The sequence below is a fragment of the Streptomyces sp. NPDC050743 genome, assembly GCF_044456925.1.
Lineage (GTDB): Bacteria > Actinomycetota > Actinomycetes > Streptomycetales > Streptomycetaceae > Streptomyces.
Genome location: NZ_JBITGJ010000024.1, coordinates 37,934 through 53,974, shown reverse-complemented (window position 1 = coordinate 53,974; position 16,041 = coordinate 37,934). Strand labels below are relative to the sequence as shown.

Here is a 16,041-nt window from a genome sequence, read left to right as displayed (position 1 = left end):
GAGAAGCTCAAGTAGCCGTCAGATAGGGCGAATTGCGCCTTTCGTACCTCACGGTTGTGTAACGGAAATGTGTGGCGGCTGTTCAGGTCCGCCGCTCAGGAACGCGGCTTCGCGCCCCGCTCCTTCAGCATCTGCGCCATCACCTGGAGCTCGCCCTGCTGTGCGTCCACCATGCCCTGCGCGAGCCGCTTCTCCACGCCGACGGTGCACTTGGCGACACAGCCCTCGGCCATGTGGATCCCACCCCTGTGATGGTCCGTCATCAGCTGGAGGTAGAGGATCTCGGCCTGCTTGCCGTTCAGCGACTGGAGCTTCCTCAGCTCCGTGTCGGTCGCCATGCCCGGCATCAGCGAGCCGTCCCCGCGCTCGGGCATGTCGCCCATGCCCATCCAGGCCATCGGCGGCTTCTCCGACACCTTCGGCAGCCCCCACAGGTCCAGCCAGCCCAGCAGCATGCCGCGCTGGTTGGCCTGCGTCTGCGCGATGTCGTAGGCGAGCCGCCGCACTTCCGCGTTCTGCGTGCGGTCCCGGACGATGTACGACATCTCCACGGCCTGCTGGTGGTGCACGGCCATGCCCCGCGCGAACCCGGCGTCCGCCGACTCCGCGCCCGGCGTCCGCACGGCCGGGCCACCGGTCCTGTCCTCGGCGACCGCGTAGGTGATGGCGCCGGCCGCGACGAGCACCGCCGCCGCGGCCCCGGCGATCCAGCCGACGTGCCGGCGCTTCACTACATCGCCCCGCTGGTGCAGGCGGCGCCCGGCTCCGGGGTCTGCGGGCCCTGGACGTAGGCGGCGAAGAACTTGTTCACCTCGGGGTCGTCCGCGCTCTTGACGGTCACCTGGTGGCCCCAGGCCGACAGCACCAGCGGCGCCGCCTGGTTCTCGTACGGGCTCATCAGCGAGTACGGCGTCTTCTTCACCTTCGCCGCCAGCGCGTCGACGTCGGCCTTGTTCGCCTTGCTGGTGTACGTCACCCAGACCGCGCCGTGCTCCAGCGAGTGCACCGCGTTCTCGTCCTGCAGGGGCTTGGTGTAGACGGTGCCGTTGCAGGTCGCCCAGACGGGGTTGTGGTTGCCGCCGACCGGCGGGTGCATCGGGTACGACACCTTGGTCTGGACGTGCGTCCGCGCCAGTTTGCCGGACCAGGCCCGCACGCCGTCCTTGCCGGTGGTCCAGTGCCCGGAGTCCCCGGAACTCCCGGAGGCCTTGGAGTCGCTCGCCGTGTCCTTCTTCTTCCCGGACTGGGAGTTCACGAGGACCACACCGCCGACCACGAGGCCGGCGACGACCACCACGCTCGCGGCGATGGTGAGCACGCGGTTGCGGCGCTCGCGCGCACGCTCGGCACGGCGCATCTCCTCGATGCGCGCCTTGCGCGCCGCGCTGCTGTTCTTGGCGGAACCCATGAGGTGTCCTTCTGGGGAAAGGGCCGACAACGGGGAAGGGTGGGGCCCGCTGATCGTAATGGGGAAGGGTGCGGCTTCCGTAGACAGGGCACGGCAAAGAGGCGACCGAGGCGAAAATTTGAACCCGGGATGCGCATTACCTACGCTCGTGGTATGCGGCTCCTGCGCTCCACCGACCTGGCCCTGCGCATCCTGATGCGACTGGCCGTGACCGCCGACGCCACGCCCGCCACCCGCCAGGTCGCGGCGGACATGGACGTGCCCTACACGCACGCCGCGAAGGTCGTCGCCGAACTCCAGCACCTGGGCCTCGTCGACGCCCGGCGCGGCCGGGGCGGCGGCCTCGCCCTCACCGCCAAGGGCCGTACGGCCTCGGTCGGCGCGGTGGTGCGCACCTTCGAGGGCGAGGGCGACGTGGTCGACTGCGAGGGTACGGCGGGTATGGCCCCCTGCCCCCTGAACTCCGCCTGCCGTCTGCGCGGCGCCCTGCGTCGGGCCCAGGAGGCGTTCTACGCGGCGCTGGACCCGATCACGATCGACGAGCTCGTCGCCGAGCCGACGGGCGTTCTGCTGCTGGGCATCTCCCGGGGGCCCGCGGCCGGTTGACGCTCTCCGCGGGCGTCTTCGGGCACCTGCGCGCGTCTCCGCGCGTTCATCGGCGGACGCTAGGGTGCGCGCGTGACTGACGCGAACCATGGGGCGGGTGACGAACGGTGGGACGAGTTCGTCAGAGAGTTCGAGAAGACCAGGGCGATCCACGAGCCGAGCGCGGCTGAGCGCCAGGCCGCCGCCGAGCGCGAGGCCGCCGGCAAGCGCCCGCGACGCCGGAAGGCGATGACGGTGACGGCCGTCGCCGGTGCCGTGGCCGTGCTGGCCGGAGCGGCATTCTGGCTGAGCGCGGGACACGGGACGCGGCACGAGACGGCGGGCGGGGCGGCAGGGCCCGCGTCGGCCGCCCCCTCGCAGCGGTCGGCGCGGCCGGAGAGCTCGGCGGAGCCGTCCACGGCGCCGATGTCGATGGTCACCGTGGACCAGGCGTTCCCGGCGCGGGTCGCCGGCTACACCAAGGTCAAGCAGTCGGGCGGTCCGAACTGCACGGGCTCGGGCATGGTGGGCCCGAACCTGACCGCGCTGATCGAGGCGAGCAAGGGCTGCCGGGGCGTGATCGGGGCCCTGTACAAGGACGCGTCGGACAACGAGTACACGATCGTCGCCTTCGGCATGAAGGACCCGGTCGACGTCGTCCACTTGGTCACCGCCCTGAGCACGCACCCCACGGACTACGAGGTGGGCGTGCTGACGCCGCCCGCCGGATCCGGCCTGAGGGCGCTGCCGGCGGACAGCGGGCTGGTGCAGTCCTTCGCCGGGTACGGCAGGCAGCTGGTCGTCGGCCTGGGCCAGTGGTCGGACGGTCGTACCGCCGACTACCAGGCCCTGGTCGACAAGCTGTCACCGCTCATGAACAAGGTGACCAAGGTGGCCGGCGGACACGACCGGGGCTGAGCGGGGTCAGCTGCCCTGCTGGGCCAGCCACAGGTCCGGACCGAACACCTCGTAGTGGATGTCGGCCGGGGCCACGCCCTTCGCGATCAGCTGGGCCCGCACCGCGCGCATGAACGGCAGCGGTCCGCACAGGTACGCGCGCGTGCCGGCCGGTACGGCGATGCCGGAGAGGTCGACCAGGCCGGTGCGGGTGCCCGGCTCGGCGTCCCGCTCGTAGAAGAAGTGCACGGACGCGTCCGCGAGCTTTCCGGCGTACGTCTCGTGGTCGGTGTGCAGGGCGTGATCGGCGGGGGAGCGGTCGCCGTGGACGACGGTGACCGGGCCGCCGTGGCCGCTCGCCGCGAGGTCGGCCAGCATCGCGATCATCGGGGTCACACCGATACCGGCGGAGGCGAGCAGCAGGGGGGCCTCGGCGTCGGCGTCCAGGACGAGGTCGCCGTACGGCTCGGACAGGTCCAGGACGTCACCGACCCGCACGCGCGCGTGGAGGTGGTTGGAGACCTCGCCGTCGGGGGCGTCGTCGCCGGTCACGCGCTTGACGCTGAGCTGGCGGAGCGCCTCGCCGGGCGCGCCGGACAGGCTGTACTGCCGGATCTGCCGGGCGCCGTCGGGCAGCTCGACCTGGACGGAGACGTACTGGCCGGCGCGGAAGTCGCGCACTGGGCCGCCGTCGGCCGGGCGGAGCCGGAAGGTGACGACGTCCGCCGTCTCCTCGACGCGCTCCACGACCTCCCAGGGGCGGCGCTCGGTGCTGCCGCTCTCCTCGTACAGCCGCTTCTCGACGGCGATGAGCGCGTTGGCCATCAGCCAGTAAACCTCGGTCCAGGCGGCGGCGACCTCGGGCGTGACGGCCTCGCCGAGGACCTCGGCGATGGCGGCGAAGAGGTGCTCGTGCACGATCGGGTAGTGCTCGGGGGCCACGCCCAGGGAGGCGTGCTTGTGGGCGATGCGGCCGAGCATCGCGTCCGGCCGCTGGTCCGGGTTGTTCACCAGGTACGTGGCGAAGGCGGCGATGGAGCCGGCGAGGGCCTGCTTCTGGGCGCCGGAGGCCTGGTTGCCGCGGTTGAACAGGTCCCGCAACAGATCGGGGTGGGCGGCGAAGAGGCGGGCGTAGAAGCGCTCGGTGATCTCGCCGATGGCCGCGCCGACTGCGGGAAGGGTGGCACGGACGGTGACTGCGGACTGTTCGGTCAGCATCAGGACTCCTTGCATCTCAACTGATCCGACCGTAAGAAAACTTGCATCTGAGATGCAAATTAAACGGACGTGGCATCGCTCACGCCGTCAGCGAATCGGCCATTACGGATGCCGGTCCGAACAGGCAAGATGGGCGACACGGCAGTACATCTGCCGTACGAGAGGCGTTCAGGCCGAGGATGCGTCCGCGATCAAGGTCCGCAACGCGCATGAAATGGTGTTGTGGTGGGATGCTCAGGTGCCCGACCGCCTCCCGCGGGACGGGGGACAGGCGGCCTGACCAGCAAGGATGGGGTAGCGGAAGATGGACAAGCAGCAGGAGTTCGTGCTCCGGACGTTGGAGGAGCGCGACATCCGGTTCGTACGCCTGTGGTTCACGGACGTGCTGGGCTTCCTCAAGTCCGTCGCCGTGGCCCCCGCCGAGCTGGAGCAGGCCTTCGACGAGGGCATCGGCTTCGACGGCTCGGCCATCGAGGGATTCGCCCGGGTCTACGAGTCCGACATGATCGCCAAGCCGGACCCGTCCACCTTCCAGGTCCTGCCGTGGCGCGCGGAGACCCCCGGCACCGCCCGCATGTTCTGCGACATCCTCATGCCGGACGGCTCCCCGTCCTTCGCGGATCCCCGCTATGTGCTCAAGCGTGCCCTGGCCCGCACCTCCGACCTGGGCTTCACCTTCTACACCCACCCCGAGATCGAGTTCTTCCTGCTGAAGGACCGCCCGCTGGACGGCTCCCGCCCCACCCCGGCCGACAACTCGGGCTACTTCGACCACACGCCCACCAACGTCGGCATGGACTTCCGCCGCCAGGCGATCACCATGCTGGAGTCGATGGGCATCTCGGTGGAGTTCTCCCACCACGAGGGCGCGCCGGGCCAGCAGGAGATCGACCTGCGCTACGCCGACGCGCTCTCCACCGCGGACAACATCATGACGTTCCGCCTGGTCATGAAGCAGGTGGCGCTGGAGCAGGGCGTGCAGGCGACCTTCATGCCGAAGCCCTTCTCCGAGCACCCGGGCTCCGGCATGCACACGCACCTCTCCCTCTTCGAGGGCGACCGCAACGCGTTCTACGAGTCCGGCGCCGAGTACCAGCTCTCCAAGGTCGGCCGCTCCTTCATCGCGGGCCTGCTCAAGCACGCGGCGGAGATCTCCGCGGTCACCAACCAGTGGGTGAACTCCTACAAGCGCATCTGGGGCGGCTCCGAGCGCACGGCCGGCGCCGGCGGCGAGGCCCCGTCGTACATCTGCTGGGGCCACAACAACCGCAGTGCCCTGGTCCGCGTCCCGATGTACAAGCCCGGCAAGACCGGCTCGGCCCGCGTCGAGGTCCGCTCCCTGGACTCGGGCGCCAACCCCTACCTGGCCTACGCCGTCCTCCTGGCGGCCGGTCTGAAGGGCATCGAGGAGGGCTACGAGCTCCCGCCGGGCGCCGAGGACGACGTCTGGGCCCTCTCCGACGCCGAGCGCCGCGCGATGGGCATCGAGCCCCTCCCACAGAACCTCGGCGAGTCTCTGACCCTCATGGAACGCAGCGACCTGGTCGCCGAAACCCTCGGCGAGCACGTCTTCGACTTCTTCCTGCGCAACAAGCGCCAGGAGTGGGAGGAGTACCGCTCGGAGGTCACGGCGTTCGAGCTGCGCAAGAACCTGCCGGTGCTGTAGGGGCAGGTCAGGGCGAGTTACCGCCGAAACGATCCCTTGGGGCCGACGGTCGTGGACCGTCGGCCCCCTGTGCGTCTCGCGGGCGCCGGGCCGTCTCTGGGCCGTCGGAACGGATACTCACCGCGCTGTAGCCACGTCCCCTGTGGCCCCGAGAGTCGGTTCAGGGGTGCACGGGAGAAGCCACTACCGTTGCTGGGCCGAGGTCCAGCGCTGTTGAAACCTTCACTGCCGCCTCGATCAAGCCCCGGCTGCGCTCCGCTCCGCCGGGCGCGCTTCCCGGCTCCGCTGCGCGCTGCGCTCCTGCCTTCGGCCCGCTCCGCGCACGCTGCGCCGACGCGCGCCCACGTGTGGGTAGGGCCGAAGGCCATGAGCCGAGCACCGCACGGAGCGGCCACGGTCAGAACGAGCCTCCGGCGGGGGCGCTCAGGCTCCGAGATGGGGGGGGGCTCCGTTCGCGAGTGCCGGCCGGTGAGTGGCGTGCGCGGGGGGCTCCCATCCCGTCTGCCGTCGACCCAGGCAGAGCCGAGCAGCCGCGGCCCAGGGCGTCAAGGTCGTTCGTACAGTGGCGCGCTCCACCTTGACGCCCTGAACCACGCCCGCTCCACGGTGTGTGGGCCGTCGCCGAGACGGGATGGGAGCTGGGGAATGTGGTGGGTACTGGACACCCGCAACTTCTGGCAGGGGTAAAGATCGCGCTAAAGACCTGAGCGGTTTATTTCCCGTCGTATGACTGGCCTGACAGGATCTCCGCGCTGCGCGAACGAGCCGCAGTGATGGTGGTGGGGGGATTGGGTGTCGGTGGACGTCATCGACTGGATCTGTATAGCGATCGCATGGCTCGTGACCTTCGGGACAGGAGCTGTAGCGATCTTGTGGGGCCAGATGCCCTTCCTGTGGCGCAGGCCCATCGCCTCTCCGCGCATGTGGGGTATCGGGGCAACCTACACCCTGGACTTCACGAAGTCCGGCGCGGACCGTGTCGTCACCGACTCCATCCGCCTCAACGGCAGCCCCATCGACCCGGCCGCCACCTACCGCGTCGCCACCAACAGCTTCCTGGCGGGCGGTGGAGACGGCTTCCCGACGCTCGGCCAGGGCACGGGCGACCTGGTGGGCGGCGACGACCTGGGCGCGCTGGAGAAGCACCTGACGGCCAGCTCCTCCGCTGGCAGCCCGATCGCACCGCTTCCGGCGGACCGCATCACCGTCGTGTGGTAGGCGCCGTGCGCCGGAAGTGACCTCGGGGGCGGCCGGACCGGCCGCCCCCGACGTGTGTCAGGCCTCCCGCTGGTCGCGGGGGACCAGGTACTTCCAGCCCGCGTGGAAGAGGGCGGCGAACAGGACGAAGGAGCCCAGCGGAACCAGCATCGTCAGCAGGACCACGGGCGAGCCGTCCGAGGTGAACAACAGTCCGATCGACAGTACGGTCATGCACCCGAAGACGATGAGCGCCCCGTAGACCGCCCACAGCCAGGCCCTCCGGTGCGCCGCCCGTTGCCGGATCAGCGCCTCCACCTCCGGCCGGCGCGCCCACGCCATGCCGCGGTACGGGGCACCGACGGCCAGCAGACCGGCGACCTCGGCCGGCGGGTTGTCCAGCTGCCAGTCGTCGATGTGCGGCAGGAGGAGGCGCCGGCCCTCGGTGTCGTAGAGGTAGGCGAGCCAGCGGCGGGCGGAACCCATGGCGTTCGGAACGGGCTCGGCGCGGATGTCGTAGATGGCGGACCAGGCGCGGGTGCGCTCGGTGAGGGCGCGGCGGAGTGTAATGCCGTCAGGGTCGACCAGCGTGCGGCCGCGCCGCATGTAGAGCCCCAGCCGCGCGAGGGTCAGCACGAAAATGACGGCGAGGATGAGCATGGGCCACCGGAACGGGTCGCCGTGCCGCATTGTCTGGGAGAAGGCGAGGATCGGAATGACCGACGGCCCCAGAATCCTCCCCAAGGGCGTCTTCTTGTACTTGCGGTACTCCCGCACGATTCCGACGCCGGCCGACGGCATGGCGCTGTTGTCCACCGCTGTTCTCCCCACCCGATGCGCACGAACACGTGCGCGGCTGGGGAGAGGATAGGGGCGTTCCCTGAGAGTCCTACCCCCCGGGGTATGCCGCAGGTCACCGCAGGGTGCCGCCGTGGGCGGCGACGAGACCGCGCAGGCTCAGGCCGCCGATGAGAGCTGCTCCCGTCGAAACCAACCAATCAGCCATCTCGCCTCCACCCCTAGACCTGATCGCGTCTCGCGAGGAGGGTACCGACGAGCACTGACAGCACCGGAAGGGTGAGGACTGCCCTCGCCGCCCTGGGGCGGACGCGTACGGCGCGCTGACATCCACCGCTGACTACCAGCCGCCCGAGCGTCGGCCAGTATCGGAGGAGGAAATGGCGAGACGGCTGGCGACCCCCTGCACTCCGAGCTCAGACATCTCGACGTTCATGAGCCCTCACGACCTCTGACAGGGATGAGGCCCGCGCTCGCCGTGCCACACCCGTGCCAGATCCAGCGGGGAGTCACGGAGAACGACAGTGGCCGGCGGGTGACCAGCCACCGGTCTGCCCACGCGGGCGGTTCGCAGGTCAGAGCGGCACTCGCCTCACCTCGCTCCTTAAATGAGGCGGCTATCCCTGGACGGGAAGATCAGGATGGGTGGCCAGAAAGATCATGTAGGCGATCGCCGCTGCCGCTCCCAAGAGGGACAACACGCCTCCCACTACAGCTCGTGCCCCGTTCGCTCGCCTCGACTTCGATGCGCGATACTCGACAAAGGCCCGCACCAGGCCAACGAGCGCCAGAGGCAGCGCGACGAAGCTGACCAGTATCCAGAACGGACAGCAGAACCAGAACGCCAAGGACGCTCCGCCGAACCAGACTGCAAGCTCTGCTTTCTCTTGCGTCTCGTCCGGGGTGCCAACAGAAATCATGGGCTGATCCAAGCAGAGCCCTTCCTGCCGTACAGCAGCGAGGTACAGCAACCGTCGCGACCCGAGTCAACCGGTCAGCAGCCACATGCGATTGTGTGACCAGCCGAGCAGACCTCAGTGACCGTCGTGCCCATAGTTCGCATCGAGGAGGCCGCGGGGCGTGCCACTTCCGTGTCAGAACGGGCGGGGACTCACGGGGAATCGAGGACGAAGTCGTCGGCCTGCTGGCCGCCCGCGCCCCACGCCTGGACCGCGCCCTGAAGAAGATCGCCCGAACGGGCGGCGGCATCGTGCTCATGGACGGCTCGCTGATCCGCACCCGGCGGCGCACCGGGAAGGACAACCGCAAGAACTACTCCGGCAAGAGCAAATGCCATGGCCTGCTCGTGATCGCGCTCACCGACGATCGTGGCCGTCTGCTATGGGTCTCCGCGGCCCGGCCCGGACGCACCTCGGAGATCACCGCCTGCCGGCACGAGAAGCTCACCACCAGGCTACGGGCGGCCGGGCTCGCAGCCATCGCCGACCTGGGGTTCGTCGGTCTCGACGACAGCGATCCCGACGCCGACCCGGCGGTGATCACCGGCTACAGGGCCGCCCGGAACCTGCCCCTGAGCCGCGGGCAGAAGTTCTCGAACAAGACCCTCGCGGCCGTCCGGGCCCCGGTCGAGCACGGCTTCGCCCACCTCAAGAACTGGCGCGTGCTCGCCAAGGTCCGCACCGACCCAAGGTGGGCGACCGCGCTGGTCAGGGCCCTGCTGGTCCTCACCAACCGCGAAGTCTCCCGGTGACCGACGATCTTCACCGAAATCACCCGCCCCCGACCAGCGCGAGCATCCCGAGGCCCACACACACCAGAACTCACACCTGCAACTCAGGGATGCCCGCCCCGCAATGTATCGGAGCATGTCAACTCCCGGTGTGGGCCCACCTTTTGAGGGATGGGATGATCGCCGGCATGGAGATCCTCAGATATGTGTTCCTCGTCTTCCACCTCTTCGGGTTCGCCGCGATCATGGGCGGCCTCTTCTATCAGCTGAGGGAGAAGAACCCGGTGGCCGGCAGCTACATGCCGATCAGCGCGGTCATACAGTTGGTCACCGGTGCGGGACTGATATGGACCCGGACGTCCCTCGACCTACCGGTGGACAACGCGAAGATGGGGGTGAAGCTCTCCCTGGACGTTCTGGTGGCGGTGGCAGCTCTGATGGGCATGCGCAACAAGCAGCAGTGGGCCTTCTACGCCGTGGGGACACTCTCGGCGGCCGCGGTCGTCGTGGCCGTTGCGTGGAAGTAGTTCCCTCGGCGTCGGGCGTGACGGACCTTCAACCGCCCGAACCCCAGGGTTCCGGAGATGCGGATCGTCGGTCCGGTGGGGTGGAGTGTCGCGGGGGCGTATGAGGGAGCCGTACAGCAGAACCTCGCCGTCGGCCTGTTGGGCGATCTTCTTGCCGCTCCTGCCTCTCCGCAGCCTCCCGCGATCTCATGGCGTGCCGACCCGCTGACGGATCGTAGGCGGCGGCCGGTCGTGGGCACAGCCGAACCCGGCATCCCGCCGACACCGGACCCGTCCGATGATCTACGCCATGGTCATCCGCCGCCGACCTACGCGAGTACCCGAATCACCCTGCACACCAGACCCGTGACCTGCGACTTTACGATGCACACCGCCCAGTGGCCGGGGATGCCACTGTGTCTGCGGCTGTCGTCGGCTTTCCCGCAAGGAGGGAGTTCCGCGCTGCGACACTTCCGATGACGAGCGCGCAGGTTACGGCACAGAGGAATGAGACAGTTGGCCGACACGAACGGTTGGGACAGGGGACGCCTGTTGGTCCTGTGGGGAGTGGCGGTACTGCTCGCGATCGGAGGAGCAGGGATCTTCCTCACGATTCGCGACACCAGAGGGGACCTCGCAGCGCTGGAGGACTCCGGCAAGGCGTTCCTAAAAGCCCTTGGCTCAGGTAACGGCGAGGCCACCTGCGCCCTCATGACCCGGACCGCGCAGTCCGAACTCGCTGCCGCCCAGCACAAGGACATGTGTCCGCAGGCCGTCGAAGCGCTGGTAGGACCCCTGAGTGGCGCGGAACGAGGCAAGTTGGCCGACGCCTACGCGTCCCGGTTCTTTGCAAGGGACAGCAGCCTCGGACACATAAACCTCGACGACAACCCTCTCCAGATCAGCGAGCTGCTGCTTTCGAAGGTCGACGGAAAGTGGCTGGTGACCGAATGGCGTTAGTGGTCCAGCTCTTGATCGCGATCTTCATGGCTGATGGGCGGCTTGCCGCTGGTAGTGGCATCTGCGGGCTCGGGCCTGGTGGCGTCGTCGCCATGCGGACCGGCGAAGCCGGTGTCCAGCTGTATGGATGGGCTGGGCGACGAGTGGGGTGAACAGGTGCTGGATCTCGCTGCAGGTCAGCGGGATCAGTCCGTCCGGGGCCGGTTGTTGGGCGCGTTCGTGGGCGGTGGCCGCGGCGAGGAAGGCGTGGGCGAGCATCGCGAGGGTGACCCAGCGGTGCCAGGACGTCCATCGTCTGACCTGGTGGCCGTTTCTTACGGCGATGCCGGGCACCCAGGACGTCCTCGAACTATTTGAGGAGGTGCTGGCTGACCGCGAGCGCCTCCTCGGCCCCGACCACCCCGACACCCTCGCCACCCGCAACAACCTCTCGCGTGCCCGAGAGGATGACGACGCTGTACAGCAGAGAAGTACAGCAACCTCAACGACCGCAGATGACTCACAGCAGCCATCCACGGCCGATTGACCAGCGCACCAGACCTCAATAACCACCCAGCCGAGATTCTGGACGAAAAGATCCGTGCCAGACGCGTGCCAGATCTAGCGGGGAATCACGGGGAACACTGGAGTATCGAGCGGCGGCCTACCCGAGAGCCGGCCTCCTTAGTCGCAGGTCAGCAGGGCAACTCAGGCCAGAAGACCCAAGCTTCCCAGGCTGAGGGCACAGGCCGGCCCTACACTCAGTTCCGCCTGTTCACTCAGTCGATGATCAGCCCTTGATACCGAAGACCAGAGGGAGGACCTAGCAGACCAGGCGGAACTCCGACTTCCCCCAGGCGTCCCCCGCAACGGCGGAATCAAGGAGAACTCGCAGGTCGTGAGGGGCGGGCGGAGCCCGCTGTAAATCTGCCGGCGCGCTGAAGCTGGGCCGTCTCTGGGCCGTCGAAGGGTGGCCCGCAGTGACCAACTACGACCAACAGCGACCCTTCGGCTGCTGGTCAGCGCTGGGTCGGCCCTGATCGCATGAGGCCGCTCTCCGCCCCGTGCCACTTCCTGCGCAACAAGCGCCAGGAGTGGGAGGAGTACCGCTCGGAGGTCACGGCGTTCGAGCTGCGCAAGAACCTGCCGGTGCTGTAGGGGCAGGTCAGGGCGGGCTTCCGCCGAAACGATCCCTTGGGGCCGACGGTCGCGGACCGTCGGCCCCGCTGTGTCTCACAGCCTCTGGGCTGTCTCCGGGCAAGGACCCCGTGATCGACCTGATCAGGATGAAGCCCCAAGTTCAAGACGCCGCGCCCTCGCGTCCCGATCAGGTGGCAGTCGTAGCGCCGCTTACTACAGTGAGGATCACCATCACTAGGGGGGAACCATGGCGGACTACGAGACTCACGCGAACAAGGCTCAGGAGATCCTGGACCAGGTTCATCCCAAAAACTTCCAGCGCTCCGAAACACTTGCCATCGCCGCTGCCCAAGTCCAAGCAATTCTCGCCCTGGCCGCAGCCATCGACGGCCAGAGCCACAACGACGGGGGCGGGGCAAGGTGAGTGTCCAACTGCGCGACAACTGCCACGAACGACGCCGTACGTGTGTTCAGGGGAGGTACGCCGGTGACACCGCGGCCGTGCTGATCCGCTGGGGCGTTCCCGAACCGTCCGCCGGGATCTGGTACAGATCGGCGCCGTAGTCACCCGGCAGCGCGTAGACGATCGTACGGGCGCCGCGCCAGACCGCCTGGTCGTCCACGCTCCTGCGCTCGGCCAGGGCAGTCTCCCGCATCGTGCGCAGGTCCAGGACGTACAGCCGCCAAGGGGCGTCCTTCGGCAGGCCTTCGACCCGCTTCTTGTAGGCGATCCGCGTGCCGTCGGGCGAGAGGGACGGGCACTCGACGTTGGCGTGCAGGGTGGTGACCGTACGGGCGCGCAGGTCGCCCCGGACCAGGTACGTGTGCCCCTGCGTCGCCAGAGTGGCATAGAACGTGCGGTCGTCCGCCGCGAACGTCACGCCCCAGAAGTTGACGTCCGCCGCGCGGTACGTGTGCCCGTCCTTGACGATCCGGAAGGCCTCCAGGGACGGGATCAGCTCACCGCTCCTCGTGTCCACGATCGCCGCACGCGTGGAGAAGTTCGTACCGGCGTATGAGTCACCGCCCACGAACGCCGTCCAGGCCGCGAAGTGACCCGTGGGGGAGACCCGGGCGCGGGACGGGATGCCCGGGACGTCGTACCGGTGCTCGGTCCGCAGACGCGCGTCCAGAATCAGCGCGCGATAGGTGTCCGAGACCGGGCCGTGCACCGCCTGCAGGCAGACACCGGTGCCCGAAGCGGTGTAGAAACGCAGGCACTTGACCCCGGACGCCGTCCGCACCCCCGACGGATCGCCGGCCGGCACACTGACCAGCTCGTCGCGATGCGGGCCCCACGCCATGTTCCGGAAGACCATCCGCCCGTGCCCGGTCAGCGTCACCGCCCCCGCCATGACCCGCGGACCGCCCGCCTGCGCCTGGTCACGGCGGTCGGCCCGGGCCGAGGCGTGCAGCACGGACGCCAGCCCCACCGCCGCGAGCACGGCGACGGCGGCGACCAGGATCAGGACGCGGTTGCGTACGGTCATGCGGGCACCGTCCCCTTCGGGCGCAGGGTGAGGGAGAAGGCGGCACACGCGGCCAGCGCCACCGCCGCGCCCGCCAGCGCCGCCCGGTCGCCCCACACCGTCCAGGCCGCGCCGAACAGCAGCGAGCAGGCGAACCGGGCCAGCGCCTGCCCGGTCTGCACGAGGGCCAGCCCCGACGAGCGCAGCGCCTCGGGCACCCCGTCCGAGGCCGCCGCCATCAGCACGCCGTCGGTGGCCGCGTAGAAGGCGCCGTGCAGGGCGAGGACGACGTACGGCAGGGCCGAGCCGTGCCATGCCGTGAGCAGCAAGGCGTACGCGATCAGCAGGGCACCGTGCCCGGCGACGAACACCGCCCACCGGCCCACCCGGTCCGCGAGCCGCCCGAGCGGCACCGCCAGCAGCAGGAAGGAGGCGGCCGTACCGAGCGGCAGCAGCGCGAACCACCGGTCCGGGACGCCGAGCCGGCGCTGCAGCAGCAGATACACGAACGAGTCGCTGACCGTGGCGAGGCCCAGCAGCAGCGCGCACACCGCGATCCGCCGCAGCCCACGCCGCCGCAACAGCCCCACCGCCCCCCGCAGGGTGGGCCGCTCGTCCTCGGCCGCGCCACCGCGCCCGCCCGGCACGAACAGCACCAGGACCAGCACGCCCAGCGCCGCGACACAGAAGCTGACAGTGAACACCGCGTCGTATCCGTCGACGGTCGCCCGCAGGATCAGGAAGGCCGCCAGCGGGCCGAGCAGCGCACCCGCCGTGTCCATGGCCCGGTGCACACCGAAGGCCCGCCCCCGGCTCTCCGCCGTACTGGACAGCGAGATGAGGGCGTCCCGGGGCGCGGTCCGCAGCCCCTTCCCCGTGCGGTCTGCGGCCAGGACGAGCCCGATCGGGGTGAGCGAGTGCGCGACCAGCAGCAGCGGCTTGCACACGGCCGAGACCGCATACCCGAACCCCGCGACCCACTTGTGCCGCCCGCCACCACGGTCCGCGAGGTGTCCGCCCACGAGCCGTACGACCGCCGAGAACCCGTTGTAGACGCCGTCGAGCAGGCCGAAGCCCAGCGGGGACAGGCCCAGCCCGCTGACCAGGTACAACGGCAGCACGGCCGTGACCATCTCGGACGACACGTCCGTCACCAGACTGACCGTTCCGAGCGCGAGCACGGTCGGGGCGATCGCGGCACGGCGCCGCCCGGCCAGCGGCCGGACGGCACCGTCCGCGGACGCCGGCGTACTCGCGCGGCTGTCCGCTACGTACACGTCAGGACGCCCAGATGCCGGTGATGTCCTTGGCGGAGGCCGCGTTGCCCGCGTGCGAGGTCAGCCCCTGGCTGTCCTCCAGGGTGCGCAGCAGGTCGTAGTGGTTGTACGTGGTCGAGCTGAACGACCCGGCCGCCACTGGCTGCCCGTACAGCACGGTCGGGATCCGGTTGCCGCTGAGCCGGTTGTCCTCGTCGAACGTGACGACGAGCAGGCTGTTGTGGGTCTTGGCCCAGGTCGCGTAGGCACCCAGGTTGTTCTTCAGCCAGGTGTCACCGGTGGACACCGAGCAGTCGTGCATGTCGCTGCACAGGTTGGGGACCACGTACGACAGCTGGGGGAGCTGGGTGTAGTCGGTGGGGAACTGGGCGAACGTCTTGGCGCTGGACGTCGGCACGTTGCTGAAACCGAACCACGGGTTGTGCTTCTGGGCGTACTTGCCGCTGGTGCACACGGTGGAGCCCTGGCTCGGCAGGGTCTCGTTGTAGCTGGCCCAGGTGCGGCCGGCGGCGATCAGCTCGGACGCCAGGTTGGGGGCGGAGGAGAACCCCGGCGTGACGCAGCTGTCGTCCGTGATTCCCTGCGTCGAGCCGGAGAACATGGCGTAGTAGTTCGGCTGGCTCGGGTGGGTCTCGGCGTAGGACTGCGTGAGGTTGGCACCCCCCGACTTCAGCGAGTTGATGTACGGGGCGCTGGAGGAGCCGATGACCTGGCTGTACGCGTGGTTCTCGAAGACCACGACGACCACGTGGTCCGGGCTCGGCACGGCGCCCGCGGCGTGCGCGGACTCCTCGCCGATCCCGGTCCACAGTCCGAACGCGGCCGCGGCGAGGGCCGCTGCGGACGCCACGACGGTACGGGCACGGCGGGACAAGGAACTGCCGGACACATCAACCTCCGGTTGGGGGCGGACGGGGTTGGCGGTGCGGACAGAGCATGCACACGCCAACATTCCCCCGCCGCACGGCACCCAACCGGGAGAGTGAAGAGCGGATGAACTACTACCCGCAGCCACGCCCGGCGGAAAGGGAGGCGCCGGCCACTGTCCGCCCCCAGCGACCAGCGCCGGGCTTCCGCGGGCGGGCGTAGAACACGCACCAGCAGGGATCCACGCACCTGCAGGGCCCACACAGAACCACACACCCGCAGTCGGCCATGTCCCCGACATGGGGCCGGGCCCCCGCAGATGACCGGGTCCGGGCACCCGGCACCGCCCGGGCACGGGACCGGGCGCCCGCAGGCGACCACGTC

At 69.4% G+C, this 16,041-nt stretch carries 16 protein-coding genes and 3 pseudogenes; 10 read left to right on the top strand and 9 right to left on the bottom strand.

Going from position 1 to position 16,041, the window contains the following annotated elements; genetic code table 11:
- Positions 1–95 precede the first annotated feature (95 nt).
- Together ACIBJF_RS23300 and ACIBJF_RS23295 are read right to left on the bottom strand one after the other, a co-directional pair.
- The gene (locus ACIBJF_RS23300) at positions 96–731 is read right to left on the bottom strand and encodes a DUF305 domain-containing protein (RefSeq protein WP_399176298.1); all 636 of its coding nucleotides are present in this window, start codon (positions 729–731) and stop codon (positions 96–98) included.
- Entirely contained in the window at positions 731–1,408 is a 678-nt protein-coding gene (locus ACIBJF_RS23295) for a DUF3105 domain-containing protein (protein ID WP_399176296.1), read from the bottom strand. Before ACIBJF_RS23295 ends, ACIBJF_RS23300 begins: the two co-directional genes overlap by 1 nt.
- A gap of 153 nt (positions 1,409–1,561) precedes the next feature.
- On the opposite strand from ACIBJF_RS23295, the gene ACIBJF_RS23290 reads away from it, so the two are divergent.
- Together ACIBJF_RS23290 and ACIBJF_RS23285 are read left to right on the top strand one after the other, a co-directional pair.
- Positions 1,562–2,014: an RrF2 family transcriptional regulator gene (locus tag ACIBJF_RS23290; protein ID WP_399176294.1), complete on the top strand. Its 453-nt coding sequence runs from the start codon at positions 1,562–1,564 to the stop codon at positions 2,012–2,014.
- Positions 2,015–2,086: 72 nt separating this feature from the next.
- On the top strand, positions 2,087–2,911 hold the full coding sequence (locus tag ACIBJF_RS23285) for a hypothetical protein (RefSeq protein ID WP_399176292.1): 825 nt from the start codon (positions 2,087–2,089) through the stop codon (positions 2,909–2,911).
- A gap of 6 nt (positions 2,912–2,917) precedes the next feature.
- Here the strand turns inward: ACIBJF_RS23285 and ACIBJF_RS23280 are convergent, their stop codons facing one another.
- Positions 2,918–4,108 carry a globin domain-containing protein gene (locus tag ACIBJF_RS23280; protein ID WP_399176290.1) on the bottom strand — a complete coding sequence of 397 codons (1,191 nt, stop codon included), beginning with the start codon at positions 4,106–4,108 and terminating at the stop codon, positions 2,918–2,920.
- 304 nt (positions 4,109–4,412) lie between these two features.
- Between ACIBJF_RS23280 and glnA the strand changes: the two genes are divergently transcribed.
- Positions 4,413–5,774: a type I glutamate--ammonia ligase gene (glnA, locus tag ACIBJF_RS23275; protein ID WP_356303289.1), complete on the top strand. Its 1,362-nt coding sequence runs from the start codon at positions 4,413–4,415 to the stop codon at positions 5,772–5,774.
- Positions 5,775–6,707: 933 nt separating this feature from the next.
- Positions 6,708–6,992, top strand: a pseudogene (locus ACIBJF_RS23270) (5'-nucleotidase C-terminal domain-containing protein); the annotation flags it as partial.
- A 57-nt stretch (positions 6,993–7,049) separates the two neighbouring features.
- Here the strand turns inward: ACIBJF_RS23270 and ACIBJF_RS23265 are convergent.
- On the bottom strand, positions 7,050–7,787 hold the full coding sequence (locus tag ACIBJF_RS23265) for a PH domain-containing protein (RefSeq protein WP_399176288.1): 738 nt from the start codon (positions 7,785–7,787) through the stop codon (positions 7,050–7,052).
- Positions 7,788–8,386: 599 nt separating this feature from the next.
- The gene (locus tag ACIBJF_RS23260) at positions 8,387–8,701 is read right to left on the bottom strand and encodes a hypothetical protein (RefSeq protein WP_399176286.1); all 315 of its coding nucleotides are present in this window, start codon (positions 8,699–8,701) and stop codon (positions 8,387–8,389) included.
- Positions 8,702–8,784: 83 nt separating this feature from the next.
- On the opposite strand from ACIBJF_RS23260, the gene ACIBJF_RS23255 reads away from it, so the two are divergent.
- From ACIBJF_RS23255 to ACIBJF_RS23245, 3 genes are all read left to right on the top strand, one after another.
- Positions 8,785–9,480, top strand: a complete 696-nt coding sequence (locus ACIBJF_RS23255) for a transposase family protein (RefSeq protein ID WP_399176284.1) — start codon at positions 8,785–8,787, stop codon at positions 9,478–9,480.
- A 167-nt stretch (positions 9,481–9,647) separates the two neighbouring features.
- Positions 9,648–9,986, top strand: coding sequence for a hypothetical protein (locus tag ACIBJF_RS23250; protein WP_343324481.1), 339 nt, complete (start codon positions 9,648–9,650; stop codon positions 9,984–9,986).
- A gap of 495 nt (positions 9,987–10,481) precedes the next feature.
- The gene (locus tag ACIBJF_RS23245; protein ID WP_361304564.1) at positions 10,482–10,925 is read left to right on the top strand and encodes a hypothetical protein; all 444 of its coding nucleotides are present in this window, start codon (positions 10,482–10,484) and stop codon (positions 10,923–10,925) included.
- Positions 10,926–10,949: 24 nt separating this feature from the next.
- Here the strand turns inward: ACIBJF_RS23245 and ACIBJF_RS23240 are convergent.
- Positions 10,950–11,252: pseudogene (locus ACIBJF_RS23240) on the bottom strand (IS701 family transposase); the annotation flags it as partial.
- Here ACIBJF_RS23240 and ACIBJF_RS23235 point away from each other — a divergent pair.
- The 3 genes and pseudogenes from ACIBJF_RS23235 (at position 11,248) to ACIBJF_RS23225 (ending at position 12,468) form a co-directional block, all read left to right on the top strand.
- Positions 11,248–11,451, top strand: a complete 204-nt coding sequence (locus tag ACIBJF_RS23235; RefSeq protein WP_399176282.1) for a tetratricopeptide repeat protein — start codon at positions 11,248–11,250, stop codon at positions 11,449–11,451. The pseudogene ACIBJF_RS23240 and the gene ACIBJF_RS23235 sit on opposite strands and share 5 nt — an antisense overlap.
- A gap of 524 nt (positions 11,452–11,975) precedes the next feature.
- Positions 11,976–12,062: pseudogene (locus tag ACIBJF_RS23230) on the top strand (glutamine synthetase); the annotation flags it as partial.
- A gap of 229 nt (positions 12,063–12,291) precedes the next feature.
- The gene (locus ACIBJF_RS23225) at positions 12,292–12,468 is read left to right on the top strand and encodes a hypothetical protein (RefSeq protein ID WP_399176280.1); all 177 of its coding nucleotides are present in this window, start codon (positions 12,292–12,294) and stop codon (positions 12,466–12,468) included.
- A 46-nt stretch (positions 12,469–12,514) separates the two neighbouring features.
- On the opposite strand, the gene ACIBJF_RS23220 is transcribed toward ACIBJF_RS23225, so the two are convergent.
- The 3 genes from ACIBJF_RS23220 to ACIBJF_RS23210 are packed head-to-tail and all read right to left on the bottom strand — an operon-like array spanning position 12,515 to position 15,679.
- Complete coding sequence (locus tag ACIBJF_RS23220) at positions 12,515–13,534, bottom strand: TolB family protein (protein WP_399176278.1); 1,020 nt, start codon at positions 13,532–13,534, stop codon at positions 12,515–12,517.
- Complete coding sequence (locus ACIBJF_RS23215) at positions 13,531–14,790, bottom strand: MFS transporter (protein ID WP_399176277.1); 1,260 nt, start codon at positions 14,788–14,790, stop codon at positions 13,531–13,533. Before ACIBJF_RS23215 ends, ACIBJF_RS23220 begins: the two co-directional genes overlap by 4 nt.
- A gap of 1 nt (position 14,791) precedes the next feature.
- On the bottom strand, positions 14,792–15,679 hold the full coding sequence (locus tag ACIBJF_RS23210) for an alkaline phosphatase family protein (protein WP_399176275.1): 888 nt from the start codon (positions 15,677–15,679) through the stop codon (positions 14,792–14,794).
- Between the last annotated feature and the right edge of the window lie 362 nt (positions 15,680–16,041).

Bases quoted from the DNA above. Each gene is read 5' to 3' on its own strand.
- ACIBJF_RS23295 (WP_399176296.1), bottom strand. From the start codon at position 1,408: ATGGGTTCCGCCAAGAACAGCAGCGCGGCGCGCAAGGCGCGCATCGAG.
- ACIBJF_RS23290 (WP_399176294.1), top strand. From the start codon at position 1,562: ATGCGGCTCCTGCGCTCCACCGACCTGGCCCTGCGCATCCTGATGCGA.
- ACIBJF_RS23280 (WP_399176290.1), bottom strand. From the start codon at position 4,108: ATGCTGACCGAACAGTCCGCAGTCACCGTCCGTGCCACCCTTCCCGCA.
- glnA (WP_356303289.1), top strand. From the start codon at position 4,413: ATGGACAAGCAGCAGGAGTTCGTGCTCCGGACGTTGGAGGAGCGCGAC.
- ACIBJF_RS23250 (WP_343324481.1), top strand. From the start codon at position 9,648: ATGGAGATCCTCAGATATGTGTTCCTCGTCTTCCACCTCTTCGGGTTC.
- ACIBJF_RS23235 (WP_399176282.1), top strand. From the start codon at position 11,248: ATGCCGGGCACCCAGGACGTCCTCGAACTATTTGAGGAGGTGCTGGCT.
- ACIBJF_RS23225 (WP_399176280.1), top strand. From the start codon at position 12,292: ATGGCGGACTACGAGACTCACGCGAACAAGGCTCAGGAGATCCTGGAC.
- ACIBJF_RS23220 (WP_399176278.1), bottom strand. From the start codon at position 13,534: ATGACCGTACGCAACCGCGTCCTGATCCTGGTCGCCGCCGTCGCCGTG.